Raw genomic sequence first — 21,245 nt, forward strand, 5'->3', positions numbered from 1 at the left:
ATATTTGTTTTTGCAGAATCTTGAGGTTAACTAGCACATAACTCATAAATATACGCAACTCCGTTGCGGCAATCCAACCCATTTAAGCTTGTTTTACGCTATTGCGTAGCGTATATTCATTTCTCAAATATAGTTAAAATTAAGAATTAACTTAGTTTTGTATTTGGTGTTTTTTCAAAAATAAATCTTTTTTTAGATGTAGTAGTACGGCAAACCGTAATTAAGTGAAATAAACATGATTTCTAGCCCCGATAGCAGTGAAAATCCTCTTTTATGGCGGTAGCAAATACAAGAGATTGCAACGAATAGCGGGAGGATTAGTTAATAGAAACTAACACGTATTGCTCCTAAACAAAAAAACCTGCCAGTTTGCACTAGCAGGTCTTCATACTTAATTCAGTTTACTTGATTCTTATTTAATCAATTCGAAACTACGTTTTACAAACGCGGTTAGGTCTTCGCCTTTTAATAAGTTTTGTGACAATTTAGCCAAGTCTAGTGCTTGTTTTACCAAACTTTCTTGAGTGTTTTTGTCTGTATTATTCAAGATGTTTGTTGCCAATTCAGAGTTGGTGTTTACCACTAAATTATACATTTCTGGCATGTTGCCCATTCCGAACATTCCGCCACCACCTGATTGACTCATTTCTTTCATACGACGCATGAATTCTGGTTGCGTGATGATGAATGGCGCTGATTGACTGTCAAGTGCTTGCAATTGCACGGTGTATTTTTGTTTTGGAACAATGGTTTCTACTACTGTTTTCAAGTTGTTTTGCTCGTCTTCAGACAATTTAGAGATAGCCGTTTCGTCTTTCTTGATTAGGTTATCAATATGATCAGAATCCACACGTACAAAAGTTACTCCTGCATTGTCTCCTTCAATTTTTTGAATCAAGTGAGAGATAATTGGCGAGTCTAAAAGCAATACTTCGTATCCTTTTTCTTTAGCCGTTTCAATATACGAGTGTTGCGCTTCTTTGTTACCTGCGTAAAGCACCACTGTTTTTCCGTCTTTGTCGGTTTGTTTTTCCTTGATGGCTTCTTTTAATTCTTCAAGAGTGAAAAACTTGTTGTCTACCGTTGGGTACAAGAAGAAAGAACCTGCTTTTTCGTAAAATTTATCTTCAGATAGCATTCCGTATTCTAGAACGATTTTGATGTCATTCCATTTTGCTTCAAAATCTGCACGGTTTTCTGTAAACAATGACTTCAATTTATCGGCTACTTTACGAGTGATGTAGTTCGAAATTTTCTTTACCGCACCATCTGCTTGTAAGCTAGAACGAGAAACGTTCAATGGAATGTCTGGAGAGTCAATAACCCCTTTAAGCATCGTCAAGAATTCAGGTACAATTCCTTCTACGTTATCTGTAACGTACACTTGGTTTTGGTACAATTGAATTTTGTCTTTTTGGATTTGCATGTCCGTTCCTAAACGTGGGAAATACAAAATACCCGTCAAGTTAAATGGGTAATCTACATTTAAGTGAATGTTGAACAATGGTTCTTCGAACTGCATTGGGTACACTTCACGGTAAAAACCTTTGTAATCTTCTTCGGTTAAGTCCGCTGGTGCTTTTGTCCAAGCTGGATTAGGATTGTTGATGATGTTGTCTACCTCGATCGTTTCAGCAACGTAATCTTCTGGAGCATCTTCTGGTTTTGGTAATGTTTCAGTCTTGGTTCCAAATTTAATTGGAATAGGCATGAACTTATTGTATTTATTCAAAAGTTCACTGATTTTGAACTCTTCCAAAAATTCTAATGAATCTTCGGCAATGTGCAAGATGATTTCTGTACCACGCGACGTTTTGTCTGCTGGTTCCAAAGAAAATTCCGGACTACCATCGCAAATCCAATGTGCTGCTGGTTCGTCTTTGTATGATTTTGTGATAATCTCCACTTTGGAAGCCACCATAAAAGCCGAGTAAAAACCAAGACCAAAATGCCCAATGATTCCGGAATCTTTAGCAGTGTCTTTATATTTTTCTAAGAATTCTTCGGCTCCTGAAAATGCCAATTGGTTGATGTATTTTTCAACCTCATCACTTGTCATCCCTAGACCTTGATCAATAATATGGAGTTTCTTTCCTTCTTTATCGATTTTTACTTCAATAATAGGACTACCATATTCTACGTCAGTTTCACCAATACTGATAAGATGTTTTAATTTTGTAGTTGCATCAGTCCCATTCGAAATTAATTCACGCAAAAAAATCTCGTGATCACTATATAGGAACTTCTTGATAAGAGGGAAAATGTTTTCTACTGAAACATTAATTTTTCCTGTTGACATATGTTTAAAATTTTATTGGGTTTTACAATTGTTTCTATTCATTCAAATAAAATACCAATTCTGTATTGGGTGACAAATTGGCGGTAATGTGAATATTAGAATAAAAAAAATAAAATATGAAACAATTTTATCTAAATAGGATTGTATCTTTGTCTGAGTTTAACTATAAAGCGATAGCTAATATGAAAAAATTTATTTTAATTGGAGCCATGTCATTAATGATGTTTGCTTGCAAAACAAGTACAGTTACAAATACAAAATTGGACACAAAATCAGAAGTTGCTATGAAAGGGAATTGGGTAATTAGTTCCGTAAGTTATCCCGGTTCTGAATACATCAAAGTGAATTCTTTTCAATTAGCAGATTCAAAATGTTTTGAAGGAAGTGCTTGGAAATTTGTTTCCAACAACAACAAAGGAACAATGGATTTAACGAACGCAAATTGCTCTGCATTTAGTTCACCTATTACGTGGTATGTTAATAAAGACGGTCAATTTGTATTGAAAGTTTTATCAGCTGGAGAAAAAGCTAAAAAAGTAAGAGACGGATACGTTTTAACTATTGCTAATCAATCAGAGTCATCGTTTCAATTAATTGACAAAATCAATGTAGGCGGAAAAATGACAGATGTTGTATACCAATTTCAAAAAACTAACTAATTAAATAAAATAAGATGAAAAATATTACTGTAATTGTATTGGCATTGATGATGACAATGGGATCATTATTCACAAGTTGTGAAGCTGTTAAAAACACAAACAACACTCAAAGAGGTGCTGGAATAGGTGTTCTTGCTGGTGCTGTACTAGGTGGCGTTTTGGGAAACAACCTTGGCAAAGGTGGTAATGGTGCTTTGGGTGCTGTTATTGGTGGTGCTGTAGGTGGAGTTGCCGGTGGAGTTATCGGTAACAAAATGGATAAACAAGCGCGTCAAATTGACCAAGCTTTACCAGGAGCTGAAGTAGAAAGAGTTGGAGAAGGAATTAAATTAGTTTTGAATGAAAATGCAGTGCGTTTTGACACAAACAAATCGAGTTTGACCGCTGCAGCAAAAGCAAACTTAGACAAACTAGTTCCTGTTTTTAATGAATATCCAGATACTAATATTACTATTTTCGGATACACTGACAATACAGGTGCTGCGGAATACAACTTGAAATTATCAGGAGAAAGAGCTGCTGCTGTTAAAAGTTATTTAGCCTCAAAAGGAATAGCTTCTTCTCGTTTTAATGTTACGGGAATGGGAATTGCTGATCCAATTGCTGACAACACTACTCCTGATGGTAGAAGTAAAAACCGTCGTGTAGAATTTGCTATTACTGCAAATGAAAAAATGGTACAAGATGCTCAAAAAGAAGGGAACTAAATTAGTTCTTAATTCTTAAAATAATAAGACCGCTTCGTCGTTTAAGATGAAGCGGTTTTTTTTATAAATTGAAAATATTTTTAACATCAATTTTACAGAAGAAATCTATCTTTGCACACTAAAAAATCTACTTCTAAAATGCTTCAAGTTCAAAATATATCCTTCGCTTACATTGACAAACTGGTTCTAAGAAATATCCATTTCAATATAAAAAAAGGACAAAATATAGCAATCATAGGCGAAAGTGGTTGTGGTAAAAGCACTTTATTAAAAGTCATTTATGGTTTGTATGATCTAGAGGAAGGAACTATTTTTTGGAATGAAAATGAAATTTTAGGACCCAAAGCGCATTTGGTACCCGGAATGCCTTTTATAAAATACTTATCACAAGATTTTGACTTAATGCCATATATTACTGTGGCAGAAAACGTAGGCAAGTTTCTTTCAAACATTCATAAAGATCAAAAAGAAGCTAGAATTCAAGAGCTACTAGAAATTGTCGAAATGATGGATTACGCTGATGTAAAAGCCCAATATTTAAGCGGTGGTCAACAACAACGTGTAGCCTTAGCAAGAGCGCTAGCCTTGGAACCCGAAATATTATTACTCGACGAACCTTTTAGCCACATTGATAATTTTAGAAAAAATGCACTTCGCCGTAATTTATTTGCTTATCTAAAAGCCAAAGGCGTAACCTGTATGGTGGCCACACACGACAGCACGGATGCCCTATCCTTTGCTGACGAAACCATTGTTTTACACAAAGGTGAAATTATAGATATGGGGGATTCCCAAAGTCTATATGAGAATCCAATTAACAAATATGTAGCTTCCCTTTTTGGCGAAGTCAATGAATTACAATTATCGGATATAGTTGTGGTAGACGGTATTGATGAGCAAGTATTATTATATCCGCACCAACTCAAAGTTGTTGAAAACGGTTTGATGCAAGTAGTCGTAAAACAATCATATTTCAAAGGAAGTTATTATTTAATCAAAGCGGTTTTTAATCGAAAAGTGGTCTTTTTCGAACACGAAACCGCTTTGCCTTTAAATGAAGAAGTTCGATTGATGATAGCTTAATTTTACCGCTACGACGCTAAGGAGCAAAGATTTTTTTACAGGTTTCTCCAATTTCTGTAATCTGTGTTGCTATTTTTTTTTTAGATAATAGCATCGAGAATTTGTGAATTTTTAAATCTCTTTTCTAAAAAATAAAATTTAAGTTTTTTATTGCATAAAAAGTGGTAATTTGTGAGTTGCTAATTTTTATTCTTAAAACTATGTTTCATTCCAAAATATCAGGTTTAGGTTTTTATGTTCCTTCCAATGTGGTGACCAATGATGATTTGTCAAAAGTTATGGATACTAATGACGAATGGATTCAAGAACGCACTGGGATTCAAGAACGACGCCATATTATCAAAGGCGAAGACACCACTACTTCCATGGGAGTAAAAGCAGCAAAGATTGCAATTGAGCGTTCTGGCATTGCCAATGAAAATATTGATTTTGTGGTTTTTGCCACTTTAAGTCCTGACTATTATTTTCCAGGGCCAGGAGTTGCAGTACAACGTGATTTAGGATTGCGCACTGTAGGAGCTCTGGATGTTCGCAACCAATGCTCGGGTTTTGTGTATGCTTTATCAGTTGCCGACCAATACATCAAAACAGGAATGTATAAAAACATCTTGGTCATTGGTTCAGAAGTGCATTCGACAGGTTTAGACATGACGGATCGCGGTCGTGGTGTTTCAGTGATTTTTGGAGATGGTGCGGGAGCCGCTGTTTTAAGTAGAGAAGAAGATTTAACTAAAGGAATCCTATCTACACACCTACATTCAGAAGGCATTCATGCCGAAGAATTGATATTGAAAGCACCAGGAATGGGCGGACGTTGGGTTAGCGATATCCTCGAAGATAATGATCCTAATGACGAAAGTTACTACCCTTATATGAACGGACAATTTGTGTTTAAACATGCTGTAGCTCGTTTTAGTGAAGTTATCAATGAAGGATTGCATGCTAATAATTTGACCGTTTCAGATATTGATATGTTGATTCCGCATCAAGCCAATTTGAGAATTTCACAATACATTCAAAAGAAATTTGGATTATCAGACGACCAAGTGCATAACAATGTACAAAAATACGGAAATACAACAGCTGCCTCTATTCCCATTGCTTTGACCGAAGCTTGGGAGTTAGGAAAAATAAAAGAAGGCGACACGGTGATTTTGGCTGCCTTTGGTAGTGGGTTTACTTGGGCGAGTGCGATTATTAAATGGTAGGTTTTTTTTAGGAAGTTATATGTTAGGGGTTAGAAGTTATAGGTTGTGGGGGGGAAGTTTGTTAAAGAATTTTCAGGACTAAAAAACAACAAAAAAACTTGTCTTTCTCCCTAGCCCTGATAGAAGTGGTATCCCCCGATTTAGAAAAACAAGACTTTTTAGCCGTAGTATTACTTAATTGGGGATATAGCGGACAGCAGGAACAATCTCTCCTAAAAATGCCCAAATATTCTGCTCCAAAAAAAATAAAAGTTTAAAATTACCATAAAACAACACTTAACTTATATCAAATAACCGTTAACTTTTTTGCAACCTCATAACCCTTAACAAATAACTCTTAACCTTTTTTCCAATTGCTCCATTATCCGTATATTTGCACCCATTAAAAAAGCAAAAAATGACATTATCCGAAATTCTTACGCCTTCGATTCAGAAAGCGGTTCAAGATTTATTTGAAGTTACTATTGAAAAAGTGGAGTTTCAGGCCACTCGTAAAGAGTTTGAAGGCGATATTACGATGGTAATTTTCCCATTATTGAAATTAGTAAAAAGTAATCCAGTAGAATTAGGGAACAAAATAGGAAACTATTTGGTCGATAATGTGGCGGCTGTAGCCAAATTTAATGTGGTTTCAGGATTTTTGAATATCGTCATTTCAGATGCATATTATTTGGATTTCTTTAACCAAATCAGATCAGTAGAAAAATACGGTTTTGTAACGCCAACTGCAACAGATAAAGCGGTAATGGTCGAATATTCTTCGCCAAATACCAATAAACCACTGCATTTAGGACACGTTCGTAACAACTTATTAGGATATTCGGTAGCGGAGATTATCAAAGCTTCGGGTAAAAAAGTATATAAAACCCAAATCATCAACGACCGTGGAATCCACATTTGTAAGTCGATGTTGGCTTGGCAAAAATTTGGAGAAGGTCAAACTCCAGAAACTTCGGGATTAAAAGGAGATAAATTGGTAGGGAATTTTTATGTAGCTTTTGATAAAGCATACAAAGAGGAAATTAATCAATTAATGGCAGAAGGGAAAACCGAAGAAGAAGCTAAAAAACAAGCTCCAATCATTCTAGAAGCACAACAAATGCTTTTGAAATGGGAAGCGGGTGACAATGAAGTAATCGCCCTTTGGAAAACCATGAACCAATGGGTCTATAACGGTTTTGCTGCGACTTATGCCACTATGGGCGTTGATTTTGATAGTTATTACTACGAAAGCAATACGTACTTATTAGGGAAAGATGTTGTGCAGATGGGATTAGAAAAAGGAATTTTCGAAAAAGATCCTGATGGATCTGTTTGGATTGACTTAACTGCCGAAGGTCTAGACCGTAAAATCGTGTTGCGTTCTGATGGGACAGCGGTTTATATGACCCAAGATATTGGTACCGCGATTCAGCGTGTGAAGGACATGACCGACGTTGGCGGAATCGTTTATACCGTGGGTAACGAACAAGACTACCACTTCAAAGTATTGTTTCTAATCTTGAAAAAACTAGGTTTTGACTGGGCAGCGCATTTGTTTCACCTTTCGTATGGAATGGTTGATTTACCATCCGGAAAAATGAAATCTCGTGAAGGAACTGTAGTTGATGCTGATGATTTGATGCAGGAAATGACGGATACCGCTCAAAAAATTGCCGAAGATTTAGGAAAACTTGAAGGCTATTCTGCTGAAGAAAAAGCCAAACTATACAAAACCATCGGTTTAGGAGCCTTGAAATATTACATTTTGAAAGTAGATCCTAAAAAAAGAATCCTTTTCAACCCTGAGGAATCGGTTGATTTTGCTGGAAACACTGGACCTTTCATTCAATATACCTATGCTCGTATTCAGTCGATTATTCGCAAAGCTAATTTTGACTTTTCAAATGAGACACAAATAGTCGAACTACACGAAAAAGAAAAAGAATTAATCAAACAATTAGAGTTGTTTCCAGAAGTGATTCAAAATGCAGCTCAAAATCATAGCCCCGCTTTGATTGCAAATTTCACTTACGACCTAGTTCGTGAATACAACTCGTTTTACCAAGCGGTGCCTATCCTTGGCGAAGCCGAATTGAATAATAAAATATTCAGAGTCCAACTATCCAAAAGAGTCGCTGATACCATCGCTGACGCCTTTAGTCTGTTAGGAATTAATGTTCCGGAGAGAATGTAGAAATAGATATCGTTAATAAAATAGAAAATCCTGTTCTTTCGAACAGGATTTTTTATTTTCAAGCAATTTTTATTTTACTGCAATTCAACCTTAATATTGTATTTTTTAGAATTTAAAATGGTATCAATCGAACCAAAAGTGGCAATATTTTTTTGTTCTTCTCTTAGACGCTTCATTTCAATTTGACGCAAACCGTGTTGAAAACGACTTACTTCTTTGAGTGTCGTCAAGATTAACCCTGGAACTGGTGAATTATTCCCTTCCTTATCTTTAGAAACCATCGTAAAATAAGAAGAATTACAGTGTTTTACCGCTCCTGTCTGTATGTTCTCAGCATCTACTCGAATACCCACAATCATAGAACTTCTTCCTACATAATTAACGCTGGCTTTCATCGTTACCAATTCACCAACCTCAATAGGTTTCAAGAAATTAACCGTATCAACTGAAGCAGTTACACAATAGTTTCCTGAAAATTTTGAAGCACAAGCAAAGGCAATTTGATCCATTAAAGACAGAATATAACCCCCGTGAATTTTTCCACTAAAATTGGTATGTGAAGGAAGCATCAATTCGGAAATCGTAATATGTGATGAGCTTACTTTTTTTAAATTCGTATCCATGTAATTATACTAAATAGTTATTGTAATTTTTGAATTTCTGCGGTCAAAGCTAAGAAATTATTTTTTGGTGCTTCGCAAAGAGAACAGCAATAATCTACTGGCAAGTTTTTAAATAATGTTCCTTTTTCTATTCCTTGAACTAAATCTCCGTATTCTGAATTATATATCGTTAAACATTCCTCACATTGATACACATCATGAACTGTATTTTCTTTTTTAACAACCGCATTCGTTGTATTATTTTCAGCAATAACATTTCCTAATTGGCTGAAATACTTTCGACTCAATTCAATTAAAATGTTTGGCAATTCTAATTTATCCACATCTTGAGCATGCACTATATATTCCCGACTGTTTGGATCAAAATTCTTAGCATGCAATACATTATAAGTATCTCTAATTTTAATAGACTCTAAATCCTTTGGCAACTGATTTTTCTCTACAACAATGGATGTAAAATAATGCCCATCACGGTTGTAATCTGAAATTCCAAAAGTCAATCCATAAGTACTAATATCAAATTGATCTAAGGTTCTTACTAAGAATGTTTTTAGATTTAAAGCCCATTCAGTAGCCACAGGTAAATGCCAGTTTAATTCCAATAACGAATGACGCACATTGATACCATTGTTCCCTAAGAACTTCTCCCACTCTAATTTTTTGTCTTTAGGGATCCCTTTAACAATAAATGATTTCCAAGGAGTGATGCATATCTTACCTATTTTACATTCAAAACAAAGGTCACACATCTCTTTCAAGAATTTCAAATCGTATAAGTTATTTCTCCAATACAATCCTAACCAGTATTGATCAATACCTAGACGATTCATACCTTCATAATACGGAAAAGGATAAAAAGGGATATTTAGAGGTTTATCAATCGTTCTATTATTGGTATCCAAAGCATCACTTACCAAACTAAAAATCATATCAATTCCACAAGATTCTTCACGCACTACTTTTTCAATTTCGTAGTAAATGGTAGCAATATCCCAACTATAAATCAATACTGGATAAACTTCCATACGTTCCCATTTTGGTAAACGAATGTATAAATACCAATAATCCTCATGCTCTGAAGCGATAAAATTAATATGCCCAGTAAACAAAGGGACTAATTGTTGTTTTGGATCTGTGATATTAACTTTAAGTTCTGGATTTTCTTTGAATTGTTCCAATACATACAAAAATTTATTCCCCGTAAGCCAAGGGGTATTCCTGAAAACATCCGTAGAAACATAAGAGGAAACAATGTTATTTCCACTAGTTTCATTAGGAAAAACAAAATGATATTTTCCTGTTTTTTCTTTATCTACATATTGAAATCCTTCTGGAAAAATAATATCTTGACGTGAACCAAAAGAAATAGTTTCTAATCCTTGATCCATAGCCATATTCACAATATCTCTTAATTCCCCCGGAGATAAAACACCTCCTTTTACTGTCAATCGTGTTAATTCCATGTTTTTATTTTTTTTTAGTACCTTGTAACTAATTATTAGTTCCTGGTTCTTAGGCCTTAGTTTTTTAGTACCAGTGGTTCGTTCTTAGTTTATTTGTCTTTAGTTTTTATCAGATCTTTAGTTTAGCTTTTTAGAATACTAATATTTTGTTCTTTCTACTAATTAGTAAGGACTACGCACTAATTACTATGGACTCTGGACTAACTACTAAGGACTCAATTACACTTGGCTAATAATTCCTTCACTTCCGTTTTACAACTACCGCAACCCAGACCAGCTCCAGTTGATTTACATAATTCTGTAAAATTGGTTGTTCCCGCTTTGATGGCTTCTTCGATGTTTCCGCTTCCTACTTGACTACATGAGCACACTAATTTTCCAACTACTGGTTTCGATTGTGAACCACTTCCTCTGAGTAATAAATTTCGTTTATCAGACAATTCGATTTTGCTTTCAATCATGGTTTTGAATTCGGCAAATTCATTTTTATCTCCCATCAATATGGCTCCAACTAATAAATCGTCTTTGACCACACATTTTTTATAGTACCTCTTTTTCAAATCGGAGAAAACAATTTCTTCATACGAATCATCATTCTCAGGAATATCAATTTTTCCAATACTACAAAGATTAATATCTTCGAGTTTTAATATATTCATTAAAACAGAACCGTTGTAATAGCTACTAATATCACCAGCCATAAAGTTTGCCAAAACATCCGCTTGTTCTTCAGCGGCAGAAGTGATTCCAAATAACTGATTATTGTATTCTGCAATTTCACCTATAGCAAAAATATTAGGCTGGGAAGTTTGCAAATACTGGTTTACTTTTACCCCACGCCCACAAGCAAGACCTGCTTCTTTGGCTATTTCGATATTCGGAATGGTTCCAATAGCGTAAACAATGGCATTGGCAGTCAGGATTCTACCACTTTTCAATCCAATTTCGATTTCGTTAGGATTGTCTGTTTCAAAAACGGTACTCACCTCATTATCAAAATAAATTTGAATGTCTCTCAACTGCACTTCTTCTGCTAATAATTTACAAGAAATACGATCCAATTGACGTTCCATCAATCGAGAAGCACGTTGTATAATAGTGATTTTAACATTTTTATGCTTTAAGGCTGCCGCTAATTCAAGCCCTAACAATCCACCTCCTACAATTACTACATGTTGTTCCTCAGCAGGGAGTTGGGTATTGTCTAGGTAATTTTTTAAACGATCGGCATCTTCTTTTTTACGCATCGTAAAACGACCTGGCAAATGCAATTGTGCATTTTCGGGAACAAAAGGACGACTTCCCGTAGCAATAATCAATGAGTCAAAATTATAAACAACTCCGTTGCTATCTGTAATAAGATTGTTTTTTGAATTGATGTTATCAATAGACACATTCGCTTTCATGGTGATGTTCAGCTTTTTCAATGCATCGGCTTTTATCTTTTGTAAACTTTCCCATGAAAGTTCATTAGTCACATATTCTGGTAATAAAACACGGTTGTAAAAAGGATTTTCTTCGTTAGAGAAAACGATGATTTCGTCGTCTTGATTGATTTCTCTATAGTTTTGGATAAATCTAAAAGCCGCCGCACCTGCACCCACTACAGCAATTTTTTCAAAAGGCTTTTTGTATTTGGTAACTGAAACAGTTGTGAATTTAAAATCAGGTTCTTTAGAAATGGGGTCAACAACAGTATTGGTTAAGTTGTTGGCTCTATTCAAGTCCTTATTCAATTGTTTTCCCCAATGCATTGGTAAGAAAACCACACCTTCTTTAATAGTATCAGACACTTTTGCTTTTACACGAACATCACCATTTTTACTATTCACTACGACAATATCACCATCCTCAATTCTTGATTTGTACGCATCGATAACGTTGATTTCAAGCAATGGACTAGGAATATGCGACATCAATCGCGCTACTTTTCCAGTCTTAGTCATCGTATGCCATTGGTCTCTGATACGTCCTGTAGTCAGGATAAATGGATACTTATCCGTAGGTTGCTCTGAGGTGTTTTCGACAGAAGTGGGCAAATTGAAAATAGCCTTTTGCGAAGGCGTATAAAACTTTTTATCGGTAAACAAACGGGGAGTTCCAGGATGTCCATAATCAGGAACAGGCCATTGAAAAGTTCCTTCATTTTTTAAACGCGTATAATTTAGAAACGAAATATCGATTTTTGTATTTTTGGTTAAAGCACAGTATTCTTTATAAATTTCTTCGTTTGAATTGTAATTAAAACCGGTAAAGTTCATTTTTTGAGCAAAACGAGTCAAAATTTCAACATCCGAAAGCGCTTCACCTGGAGGATTGATTCCTTTTGGTAAATATGAAATACGTCTTTCAGAATTAGTCATCGTCCCTTCTTTTTCCAACCAGCCTGCTGCTGGCAACAATAAATCAGCATATTTTGTAGTATCCGATTTATGTGAAATATCTTGAACAACAACGAATTTAGCGTTTTCCAATGCTTTCTCTACACGGCGAACATCAGGCAAACTTACTAGAGGATTGGTACAAATAATCCAAACCGCTTTCATCTTTCCAGATTCTAAAGCATCAAACATTTCAGTTGCTGTCAATCCTGGTTTTTCAGAGATTTCGTCCACTCCCCAAAAATCCGCTACTTCTTGACGGTGTATAGGATTGGCTAGCTCTTTGTGAACCGCTAACAAGTTTGCCATCCCTCCTACTTCACGTCCGCCCATCGCATTGGGTTGACCTGTTAGAGAAAAAGGACCAGAACCAGGTTTTCCTACATGTCCCGTCAACAAAGAAAGATTTAATAAAGCCGTGTTTTTATCCACTCCAACAGCACTTTGGTTCAACCCCATTGCCCACAAGGAAAGAAAGCCTTCAGATTTTGCGATTAGTTCAGCAGCAAGTTTGATGTCACTTATAGAAATCCCACAACTTTGAGAAGCTTTTTCCAGCGGCATTGCGATTACTAATTCTTTGTACGATTTATAATTTTCAGTATGATTTTTAATAAAATCACTATCGGTATATCCTTTTTCGATTAAACATTTAGCAATTGCATGGTACAAATAAATATCCGAACCTGGAAGAATTTGCAAATGTAAATCGGCTGCTAAAGCCGTATCGGTTTTTCTCGGATCTACAACAATTATTTTTGTTTTTGGATTTTTTTCTTTGTGTTGCTCAATTCTCCTAAAAAGAATCGGGTGACACCAAGCTGGATTGGCACCAGTAATCAAGAAAGTATCTGCTAATTCAATATCATCATAAGCAATAGGCACAGAGTCCTCACCAAAAGTTTTTTTGTACCCAACTACCGCGGAGCTCATACAGAGTCTCGAGTTGGTATCTATATTATTGGTCTTCAAAAAACCTTTTACCAATTTGTTAGCCAAATAATATTCTTCTGTCAAACATTGTCCTGAGATATAAAAACCAACACTATCAGGCCCATGTTTTTTGATAATAGAAGAAAAGACAGCAGCCGCACGATCCAATGCATCATCCCAACTTACACGTTCTTTGGGATGTGATTTACTCCATCTCATTTCTGGATATAAAATTCGGTCTGAAGTATCATTGACTACATAATGCAAATTCATTCCTTTTGAACAAAGCATTCCTCTATTTACAGGATGATCTTTGTCTCCTTTTACGCTCACTCCATTTTTAGAATCATTGGTTACAATTATTCCACATCCTACACCACAATAGGAACAAGTTGTTTTTATTTCTGAATTTTGCATTTTGAAAGGCTTTATTAATAATGAAGCTTAGTGTCTCTATTTTGAAAGTGTAAAAATACGTATATTTACGTATAAATACGTATTTAACTTCCTTTTTTTGCCACTTTTGGCGAAAAAAGAATTTACAACCCAATAATATTGTTATTATTTAAATTATATGCTATATGAAAGAAGAATTAGCAATTTACAATAATTGCAATAACATAAAATAGTTTTGTTTGTAACAAATCAAAAATAATATTTTCCATTATGATGAAAACGATAAACAATATATAACGAAACATCCATAAGCTCTTTATCTCAAATGAATCTTTACTACTGCATGATTGTTATCTTGTTATAGATTCGTTCAAATCAAAAAAAACAAGAATCAAAATAGAGACGTTTAATTATTATTAATGGTATTACATATTTTTGAGTTTTTCATATATATAATATTTTTTTATTTATCTCTTTTTAGATACTTACTTGATTTTAGTTTGTTTTTAATTTTTAAGAGCACTTGTAAATACAGGGCTTTTTTTGTTTTCCTTGCGTTTTGTCGTGTTTTTTGTTATTTTTTGAGTGTTTTTTAAAGTATTAAAAAGGGATTTTATATTGTTTTTTAAGTAATATATACGTATAAATACTTATGTAGATTTGCTTCATACAAATACTAATAAAATTACTATGGAATTCACTAAAACAAAATCATTTTTCCATCAAGGTTTGGGAAAAGATATTTTTTCAAAAACAACAAAACAACTTTCTAAAGTTGCTTTAACAACAGTAGTCACTCTTTTTGCATTGAGTTCCAATGCTCAAAGCGAACCTATAAAACTAGGTTTTATCCCATTGACAGATTGTTCTCCTATTGTTATGGCAAAAGAGCTAGGCTTATTTAAAAAATATGGGGTTGAAGTTATTGTGACCAAAGAATCCTCTTGGGCAAATGTTCGTGACAAAATCCTAACAGGAGAATTAGACGGTGCACACTGCCTGTTCTCTATGCCATTCTCAGTCTATACGGGGGTAGGAGGAAAAGCAGGATCAGAAATGAAAATTGCCATGATGTTGAACGCAAACGGACAAGCCATTTCACTATCTAATGATTTTTGTGGAAAAGTAGGTTTCAAGGATATGACCAAAGTTGCACCAGTAGTGGCTGCCAAATTGAAAGCAGAAAAAGAAGTGACATTTGCAATGACTTTTCCAGGTGGAACACACGATTTATGGTTACGCAACTGGTTAGCAATAGCAGGAGTGAGCCAAAAAACATCTAAAATCATTACCATTCCACCCCCACAAATGGTAGCTAATATGAAAGTTGGAAACATGGATGGATTTTGTGTAGGGGAACCATGGGGTGGAGTTGCTGTACAACAAGGTGTTGGTTTTACCCAAATTGCCACACAAGACATTTGGAAAGATCATCCTGAAAAAGCGTTGGTTGTAAATAAAGATTTTAGTGTAAAACGCAAAGAAGATCTTAAAAAAGTCATGAAAGCCATTATGGAAGCGTGTATTTGGCTAGATGTTCCTGCTAATCGTAAAAAAACATCTGAAGTTATTGGTAGAGCCCCTTATGTAAATGCTAACAATGATGTTATTGAAGATCGTTTGAATGGAGAATACAACTTAGGTTGTAAACTAGGACAAAAAATATACAAAGGAGATCAAATGGTTTTCCATAAAGGCGGAATGATCAACTTTCCTCGTAAATCATATGGAATTTGGGCTATGGCACAATTTGTTCGATTTGGATATTTAAAAGAGGCCCCTAATTACAAAGCAATTGCTGATAAATTAATTCTGCAAGATTTATACAAAGAAGTCGCTGCAAGTATGAAAATAAAAATCCCTGCGGATGATATGAAACCTTTCTCATTGACTATAGATAAGACTGTTTTTGATCCTGCAAATCCAGCAGCTTATTTAAAAGTTGTAAAAAGATAAATCTAAATACATTTTTTTAACACATAGGATCATAAACTACTCTTTGCGATTAAGTCGCTTTGCTTAGGATAGAAAAAGCATGGTAATACAAGCATAACATTCTTTAATCAAAAATGATACTCTGTTGTCATTATGACAAGCAAAGCACTTTTAAACATGATAAAAAACTATGTTCCTATGTGTTTTACAAAAAAAAACAAGCATACAAAACACTACACAATAAAGAGTAAACTAAAACTGAAGGAATTATGTCAGATAGAGATACATTAACATTAGGAAATATTGGAGGAATCAATTCGAAATCAATTACTACTCCTCAAAACAAAGAAAAGTTCAAAATCAATCCTGCGATTATTGAAAAATCAAAATCACTATTTTTTGCCTCTATCGGCTTGGTCGTAGTGGGAGGATTATGGGAATTACTAAGCTATACTACTAAGGATGCTTTGCCAGGCCCCATCCCAACCTTAACGGTTTTATACGAAATGATTAGCGACCCTTTTTATGATTACGGCCCTAATGACAAAGGTATTGGATTGCAATTATTTAATTCGATTAAAACGGTATTACTAGGATTCTTCTTAGGTTCACTGATTGCAATTCCTATTGGAATATTAATGGGAGCCAGTACCATTTGCAAACAAATATTTTATCCTATTGTTCAGCTTTTAAAACCCGTATCACCTTTAGCTTGGTTTCCTATTGGGTTGGTAGTATTTAAGGATACGGGATTAGCAACTATTTTTATTGTGTTTATCACTTCGTTATGGTCAACCTTAATCAATACTTCTTTTGGAGTAGCATCATTGCCACAAGATCACAAAAATGTAGCCAAAGCATTTGGGTTTTCTACCAAAAGGTATTTAACTAAGATATTAATTCCATACAGTTTACCACACATCATAACAGGTCTACGTTTGAGTATTAGTGTAGCTTGGTTAGTCATTGTAGCTGGTGAAATGCTATCAGGTGGTGCAGGAATTGGATTTTTTGTGTGGGATAGTTGGAATGCATTGAGTCTTGAGAAAGTAATCTCAGCGATCATCATCATTGGTGTTGTCGGATTGCTTTTTGACAAATTATTCACTTATATTGAAAACAAAGTTGCGTATAAAGCATAAAAAGATTGTGAGAATTTGAGAGGCTAAGACACTAAGCTTCAAAAATCAACAAACAGTAAAATCCTAAAATCAAACATCATGAGTTACTTAGAAATAAAAGATTTGGAAATTTCATTTCCAACACCAAAAGGAAAATACATCGCCGTAAGAGACATTAACTTATCCATCAATAAAGGCGAAATCATCTCCATCATTGGTCATTCAGGCTGCGGAAAATCAACTATTCTCAATGCGATTGCAGGTATGTTAACTCCTACTGAAGGCTCAGTAGTTTTAGACAACAAAAATATTCAAGGACCTGGACCAGATAGAGGAATCGTTTTTCAAAACTACTCACTTTTACCTTGGCTAACCGTTTATCAAAATATTTTTCAAGTAGTCGATTCAGTGATGAAAACCTCCACTGCAGAGAAACATTCCCTCGTAGAGAAGAACCTCAAAATGGTCAATTTATTTGAACACAAAGACAAATTACCTGGCCAGCTCTCTGGAGGAATGAAACAAAGAGTTGCCATTGCCCGTGCCTTTGCCATCAACCCAGGTGTTTTGCTAATGGACGAACCTTTTGGAGCCTTAGATGCGTTGACCAAAGGCACCATGCAACTCGAAGTCTTAAAACTATGGAATCTTGACAACCGCGAAAAAACCATTATTATGATTACTCACGACATTGAGGAAGCCTTATTCTTGTCCGACAAAATCATTGTATTAAATAACGGCCCAGCATCCACTATCAAAGAAATTGTTAACGTCCATCTGCCAAGACCTCGTAACAAAATCGAAATCGTAAAAATGCCCGAATATATTCAATTAAGAGATAAACTATTGCATTTATTAACTGATCATTTCTCAATCGAAGATATGGGGATGACTTATAAAAACTAGTTTAATTTGTTTTGTTTGTTCCTAGTCCCTATCGAGTAGTACGATAGGGATTTTTTTAGTATATTTACAGTTAACCACTATTTACTAGCTGATTAACTAATTAACTTTTTAATTATTTAATCATGACAAACACCATTTTTGATTTCGTAGGTGGAAAAACAGGCGAATGGAAAGTAATCAAAATGACCACCATCAAAGGGGATTCATTGGCAAAAGTGACCCATGTTGACAAAATAGCAAGCACAATCCTTCAATGCTTTCAAGGTATTTGGTCACTAAAAGGAATCACCAGTCATTTACACTATACCGAAAAAACCGAAAAAGAAAAACTCGTCTCAATACAAGAAGATTTAGGAAGACAAAAAGCAACTTATGCCGCCTTAATTCCTATTCGTAAAAACGATGCTTGGTGGAATCTAGCCCAAGACGAACGCCGAAAAATAATGGAAAATCAGTCGCAACACACCCACGTAGGAATGCTCTATTTACCCGCCATAGCCCGCAAGTTATTTCACTCTAGAGACATTAATGAACCCTTTGATTTTCTGACTTGGTTTGAATATGCTCCAGAGGATGAACCCGCCTTCAACGAACTCCTCAAACACTTGCGCAATTCCGAAGAATGGAAATATGTAGATCGCGAAATTGATATTCGATTAAAAAAAGAATAACATTTCCTGAAAAATAATTGGGGCATGCCACCACTAAATAAAGGGGCTAACTTCAGCATACACATACAAAGCCCCTTTGTTTAGTGGTGTCGGGCTTTACGCGCTACTTCGGTAGCTAGCTTCAATCCCTCATGCGAAAATCAAGGTACGATTACCGTCCCTTTTTATAATGAATTCATCTGTAAAGTATTTTTTAATACTTTAGCTAAAAAGTATTTTGGTACAAAACCACCAAAAAACGTTGTCCCAGAAACTTTTTATGTAACATAAAAAATACTAAACAACAAATGAAAATTGCATATATAATTTTTGATGGAATAACTTGGCTTGACTTCATTGGCATTTACGATCCTATTAGCCGACTAAAATCCTTAAATTATTTACCCCATTTAACATGGGATATTTGTTCATTCACCAATACTGTTTCAGACAACTTTGGACTTGAAATTAAACCCACAAAAATTCGTGAAACTATGACTGATTATGATGCCATAATCATTCCAGGTGGTTTAGGAACAAGACAATTATCATTTGACAAAGATTTTATAAACTGGATAAAAACTTCCGAAAATGCAAAATATAAAATCTCCATTTGCACGGGTAGTTTAATTCTAGGAGCTTGTGGATTTTTAAAAGATAAAAAGGCAACAACTAACTATCAAGAATACGAAACTCTAAAACCTTATTGTAAACAAGTTTTGGAAGACAGAATTGTAGAAGATCAAAACATCATAACAGCAGGAGCGGTAAGTTCATCAATTGACCTTGGATTGTATTTATGCAAAAAATGGGCCGGACAAAATGCAAAAGAGGAGATTAGAAAACTAATGGATTATAACGGGTAAATAAAACACTCCCCCCCTTTATTGAACTTTGTTTGAAATAGCAACATTATTTCTGCCTCTGTATTTTTATTTACAAACTTCATTTTTAATAAAATTTCAATTCCCTTCTCGCCTTCATTTTATATATGTGATTTTTGGAATCTAAAATCTGTTCCTCAGCTTTTTTATACTAATATTAGTTATCAATTCTTTCCTTTTTTTGAATTAAGATTCTTCGAATTACTTTTCCCTTTAGATTTTCCCTTTTAGAAAAAAGCATTACAGTCCAAGCTTTACAAATACATTTGAGTAGAATCATAAAAAAAACCACTCCAATTAAACCTTTACCATAAATTAGCATCCTATATTACAACCAATTAACAAAATCTTCATTTTCAAAATAAAAACATCAATACTAACCCAAAAAATCTAAACAATTATGAATCGTAATTCACTATGGTCACTCCGATTAGGTTTTTCTAACAATCAGGCTTCAGCGATTGAAAATTTAGGAATTGAAAAATTCTTAGAGCAATCATTACAAGTCCCGTTTGACAAAAATATCCCTGCCTTTTTGGAGAGTAGTCCTAAAACCTATGCCGATTTAAAAGAAATGCGTCAAAAGGCGAAAGAGTCTGATGTAGAGGGAAAGAGAAAACTACTAAAAGAGAGCAATGATATAAACCTCGATATGAAATCATGGTGGATTGATAAAATGTTGAACGATGAATTCCCTTTAAAAGAAAAAATGGTTTGCTTTTGGCACAATCATTATGTAGCGACTTATCAAAAAATAAAAGTGAATTATTGGGTTTTTCAACACAACCAAATCCTACGAGAACATGCTTTTGGCAATTTTAAAGAGCTGACAAAGCAAATCGTTCAATCCAATGCTGTAATTCGTTATTTAGATAATAATGAAAACAAAAAAGGAAAAATAAACGAAAATTTAAGTCGGGAATTATTAGAACTTTTTACCATAGGAATTGGTAATTATACTGAAGAGGATATCCAAAATGGTGCAAAAGGATTAGCTGGTCTCGGCATAGGTGAGGACAAAGCAACTTATCATAAAAAAGATGAAGACAATGATCCTATTGTTTACTTTGGTAAAAAGGGTGTTTTTAAAATCGACCAAATGATCGACATTATTTTTGAACAAAAAAACATTCCTTATTTTATAACTCGTAAAATATTAAAATGGTTCATCTATGATTCTCCTAACGAAAAACTAGTAACCCATTACGGAGATTATTTCAGATCGGTTAACTTTGAAATCAAACCTTTATTAATTAAGATTTTTACAGAAGAATTCGATAAAAACACAGCTGGTTCTAAGATTAAAAACCCATTAGAATATAGTTTGCAATTGATCTCAGAATTAAACATTGATATTAAAAACAATAATTATCTCGCTAATTTTATTCGACAACAAAACATGGATCTATTCAATCAGCCCAATGTAAAAGGATGGGATGGCGGAAAATCTTGGCTTTCTTCTCAAATGTATTTACAACGAAACAACCTTTTGTACGTTCTTACATCTGGTAAAGTTTTAAATCAAAAAAACCTAAATGACCCATCCAAAATGGATGGTACAAAGATGGATAGCAATAAAATGGATGATACTAAAATGAAACAAACTCCAGTACATTTGGACTGGAATAAAGGAGACAACAAACAAATCATTGCACAATTATCTAATAGACTGCTTTTTCAGGTGGATGAAACCAGCCAAAAAGATTTTGAATCTATATTAAAATATGATTTTGATGAAAATGCCAAAAATGCTGATCAAGCTGTTTTAAGACTATTCACCAATATGATAAAACTCCCTGAATTTCAATTAATTTAAACCAA

Annotated in this window: 15 protein-coding genes; 11 read left to right on the forward strand and 4 right to left on the reverse strand. The window is 34.5% G+C overall.

Annotation, left to right across the window (positions count from 1 at the left end; all coding sequences use genetic code 11):
- Positions 1–412 precede the first annotated feature (412 nt).
- Positions 413–2,299 carry a molecular chaperone HtpG gene (gene htpG / locus WBQ70_RS02605; RefSeq protein WP_423910155.1) on the reverse strand — a complete coding sequence of 629 codons (1,887 nt, stop codon included), beginning with the start codon at positions 2,297–2,299 and terminating at the stop codon, positions 413–415.
- A gap of 182 nt (positions 2,300–2,481) precedes the next feature.
- Here htpG and WBQ70_RS02610 point away from each other — a divergent pair, with 182 nt between their 5' ends.
- From WBQ70_RS02610 to argS, 5 genes are all read left to right on the forward strand, one after another.
- On the forward strand, positions 2,482–2,958 hold the full coding sequence (locus tag WBQ70_RS02610) for a lipocalin family protein (RefSeq protein WP_423910158.1): 477 nt from the start codon (positions 2,482–2,484) through the stop codon (positions 2,956–2,958).
- 14 nt (positions 2,959–2,972) lie between these two features.
- Positions 2,973–3,665, forward strand: coding sequence for an OmpA family protein (locus WBQ70_RS02615; RefSeq protein WP_423910161.1), 693 nt, complete (start codon positions 2,973–2,975; stop codon positions 3,663–3,665).
- A gap of 138 nt (positions 3,666–3,803) precedes the next feature.
- On the forward strand, positions 3,804–4,748 hold the full coding sequence (locus tag WBQ70_RS02620) for an ABC transporter ATP-binding protein (RefSeq protein ID WP_423910163.1): 945 nt from the start codon (positions 3,804–3,806) through the stop codon (positions 4,746–4,748).
- A gap of 200 nt (positions 4,749–4,948) precedes the next feature.
- Positions 4,949–5,956: a 3-oxoacyl-ACP synthase III family protein gene (locus WBQ70_RS02625; RefSeq protein WP_423910166.1), complete on the forward strand. Its 1,008-nt coding sequence runs from the start codon at positions 4,949–4,951 to the stop codon at positions 5,954–5,956.
- Positions 5,957–6,353: 397 nt separating this feature from the next.
- Entirely contained in the window at positions 6,354–8,132 is a 1,779-nt protein-coding gene (gene argS / locus WBQ70_RS02630) for an arginine--tRNA ligase (RefSeq protein WP_423910169.1), read from the forward strand.
- A gap of 74 nt (positions 8,133–8,206) precedes the next feature.
- Here the strand turns inward: argS and WBQ70_RS02635 are convergent, their stop codons facing one another.
- From WBQ70_RS02635 to WBQ70_RS02645, 3 genes are all read right to left on the reverse strand, one after another.
- Positions 8,207–8,755, reverse strand: coding sequence for an acyl-CoA thioesterase (locus tag WBQ70_RS02635; RefSeq protein WP_423910172.1), 549 nt, complete (start codon positions 8,753–8,755; stop codon positions 8,207–8,209).
- A 17-nt stretch (positions 8,756–8,772) separates the two neighbouring features.
- Positions 8,773–10,218, reverse strand: coding sequence for a rubredoxin (locus tag WBQ70_RS02640; protein ID WP_423910175.1), 1,446 nt, complete (start codon positions 10,216–10,218; stop codon positions 8,773–8,775).
- Positions 10,219–10,433: 215 nt separating this feature from the next.
- Positions 10,434–13,949 carry a molybdopterin-dependent oxidoreductase gene (locus WBQ70_RS02645; RefSeq protein ID WP_423910177.1) on the reverse strand — a complete coding sequence of 1,172 codons (3,516 nt, stop codon included), beginning with the start codon at positions 13,947–13,949 and terminating at the stop codon, positions 10,434–10,436.
- 669 nt (positions 13,950–14,618) lie between these two features.
- On the opposite strand from WBQ70_RS02645, the gene WBQ70_RS02650 reads away from it, so the two are divergent.
- The 6 genes from WBQ70_RS02650 (at position 14,619) to WBQ70_RS02675 (ending at position 21,240) form a co-directional block, all read left to right on the forward strand.
- Positions 14,619–15,884, forward strand: a complete 1,266-nt coding sequence (locus WBQ70_RS02650) for a CmpA/NrtA family ABC transporter substrate-binding protein (RefSeq protein WP_423910180.1) — start codon at positions 14,619–14,621, stop codon at positions 15,882–15,884.
- A 248-nt stretch (positions 15,885–16,132) separates the two neighbouring features.
- The gene (gene ntrB / locus WBQ70_RS02655; RefSeq protein WP_423910183.1) at positions 16,133–17,005 is read left to right on the forward strand and encodes a nitrate ABC transporter permease; all 873 of its coding nucleotides are present in this window, start codon (positions 16,133–16,135) and stop codon (positions 17,003–17,005) included.
- A gap of 78 nt (positions 17,006–17,083) precedes the next feature.
- The gene (locus tag WBQ70_RS02660; RefSeq protein WP_423910186.1) at positions 17,084–17,890 is read left to right on the forward strand and encodes an ABC transporter ATP-binding protein; all 807 of its coding nucleotides are present in this window, start codon (positions 17,084–17,086) and stop codon (positions 17,888–17,890) included.
- A 122-nt stretch (positions 17,891–18,012) separates the two neighbouring features.
- Positions 18,013–18,561, forward strand: coding sequence for a chlorite dismutase family protein (locus tag WBQ70_RS02665; protein ID WP_423910189.1), 549 nt, complete (start codon positions 18,013–18,015; stop codon positions 18,559–18,561).
- A 287-nt stretch (positions 18,562–18,848) separates the two neighbouring features.
- A complete protein-coding gene (locus WBQ70_RS02670; protein ID WP_423910192.1) occupies positions 18,849–19,406 on the forward strand; it encodes a DJ-1/PfpI family protein in 558 nt (185 codons plus the stop codon).
- A 418-nt stretch (positions 19,407–19,824) separates the two neighbouring features.
- Complete coding sequence (locus tag WBQ70_RS02675; RefSeq protein WP_423910194.1) at positions 19,825–21,240, forward strand: DUF1800 domain-containing protein; 1,416 nt, start codon at positions 19,825–19,827, stop codon at positions 21,238–21,240.
- Positions 21,241–21,245 lie beyond the last annotated feature (5 nt).

The sequence above is a fragment of the Flavobacterium sp. genome, assembly GCF_049590715.1.
GTDB lineage: Bacteria > Bacteroidota > Bacteroidia > Flavobacteriales > Flavobacteriaceae > Flavobacterium.

Coding starts and splice junctions, on each gene's coding strand:
- htpG (WP_423910155.1), bottom strand. CDS start 2,299: ATGTCAACAGGAAAAATTAATGTTTCAGTAGAAAACATTTTCCCTCTT.
- WBQ70_RS02610 (WP_423910158.1), top strand. CDS start 2,482: ATGAAAAAATTTATTTTAATTGGAGCCATGTCATTAATGATGTTTGCT.
- WBQ70_RS02615 (WP_423910161.1), top strand. CDS start 2,973: ATGAAAAATATTACTGTAATTGTATTGGCATTGATGATGACAATGGGA.
- WBQ70_RS02620 (WP_423910163.1), top strand. CDS start 3,804: ATGCTTCAAGTTCAAAATATATCCTTCGCTTACATTGACAAACTGGTT.
- WBQ70_RS02625 (WP_423910166.1), top strand. CDS start 4,949: ATGTTTCATTCCAAAATATCAGGTTTAGGTTTTTATGTTCCTTCCAAT.
- argS (WP_423910169.1), top strand. CDS start 6,354: ATGACATTATCCGAAATTCTTACGCCTTCGATTCAGAAAGCGGTTCAA.
- WBQ70_RS02635 (WP_423910172.1), bottom strand. CDS start 8,755: ATGGATACGAATTTAAAAAAAGTAAGCTCATCACATATTACGATTTCC.
- WBQ70_RS02640 (WP_423910175.1), bottom strand. CDS start 10,218: ATGGAATTAACACGATTGACAGTAAAAGGAGGTGTTTTATCTCCGGGG.
- WBQ70_RS02645 (WP_423910177.1), bottom strand. CDS start 13,949: ATGCAAAATTCAGAAATAAAAACAACTTGTTCCTATTGTGGTGTAGGA.
- WBQ70_RS02650 (WP_423910180.1), top strand. CDS start 14,619: ATGGAATTCACTAAAACAAAATCATTTTTCCATCAAGGTTTGGGAAAA.
- ntrB (WP_423910183.1), top strand. CDS start 16,133: ATGTCAGATAGAGATACATTAACATTAGGAAATATTGGAGGAATCAAT.
- WBQ70_RS02660 (WP_423910186.1), top strand. CDS start 17,084: ATGAGTTACTTAGAAATAAAAGATTTGGAAATTTCATTTCCAACACCA.
- WBQ70_RS02665 (WP_423910189.1), top strand. CDS start 18,013: ATGACAAACACCATTTTTGATTTCGTAGGTGGAAAAACAGGCGAATGG.
- WBQ70_RS02670 (WP_423910192.1), top strand. CDS start 18,849: ATGAAAATTGCATATATAATTTTTGATGGAATAACTTGGCTTGACTTC.
- WBQ70_RS02675 (WP_423910194.1), top strand. CDS start 19,825: ATGAATCGTAATTCACTATGGTCACTCCGATTAGGTTTTTCTAACAAT.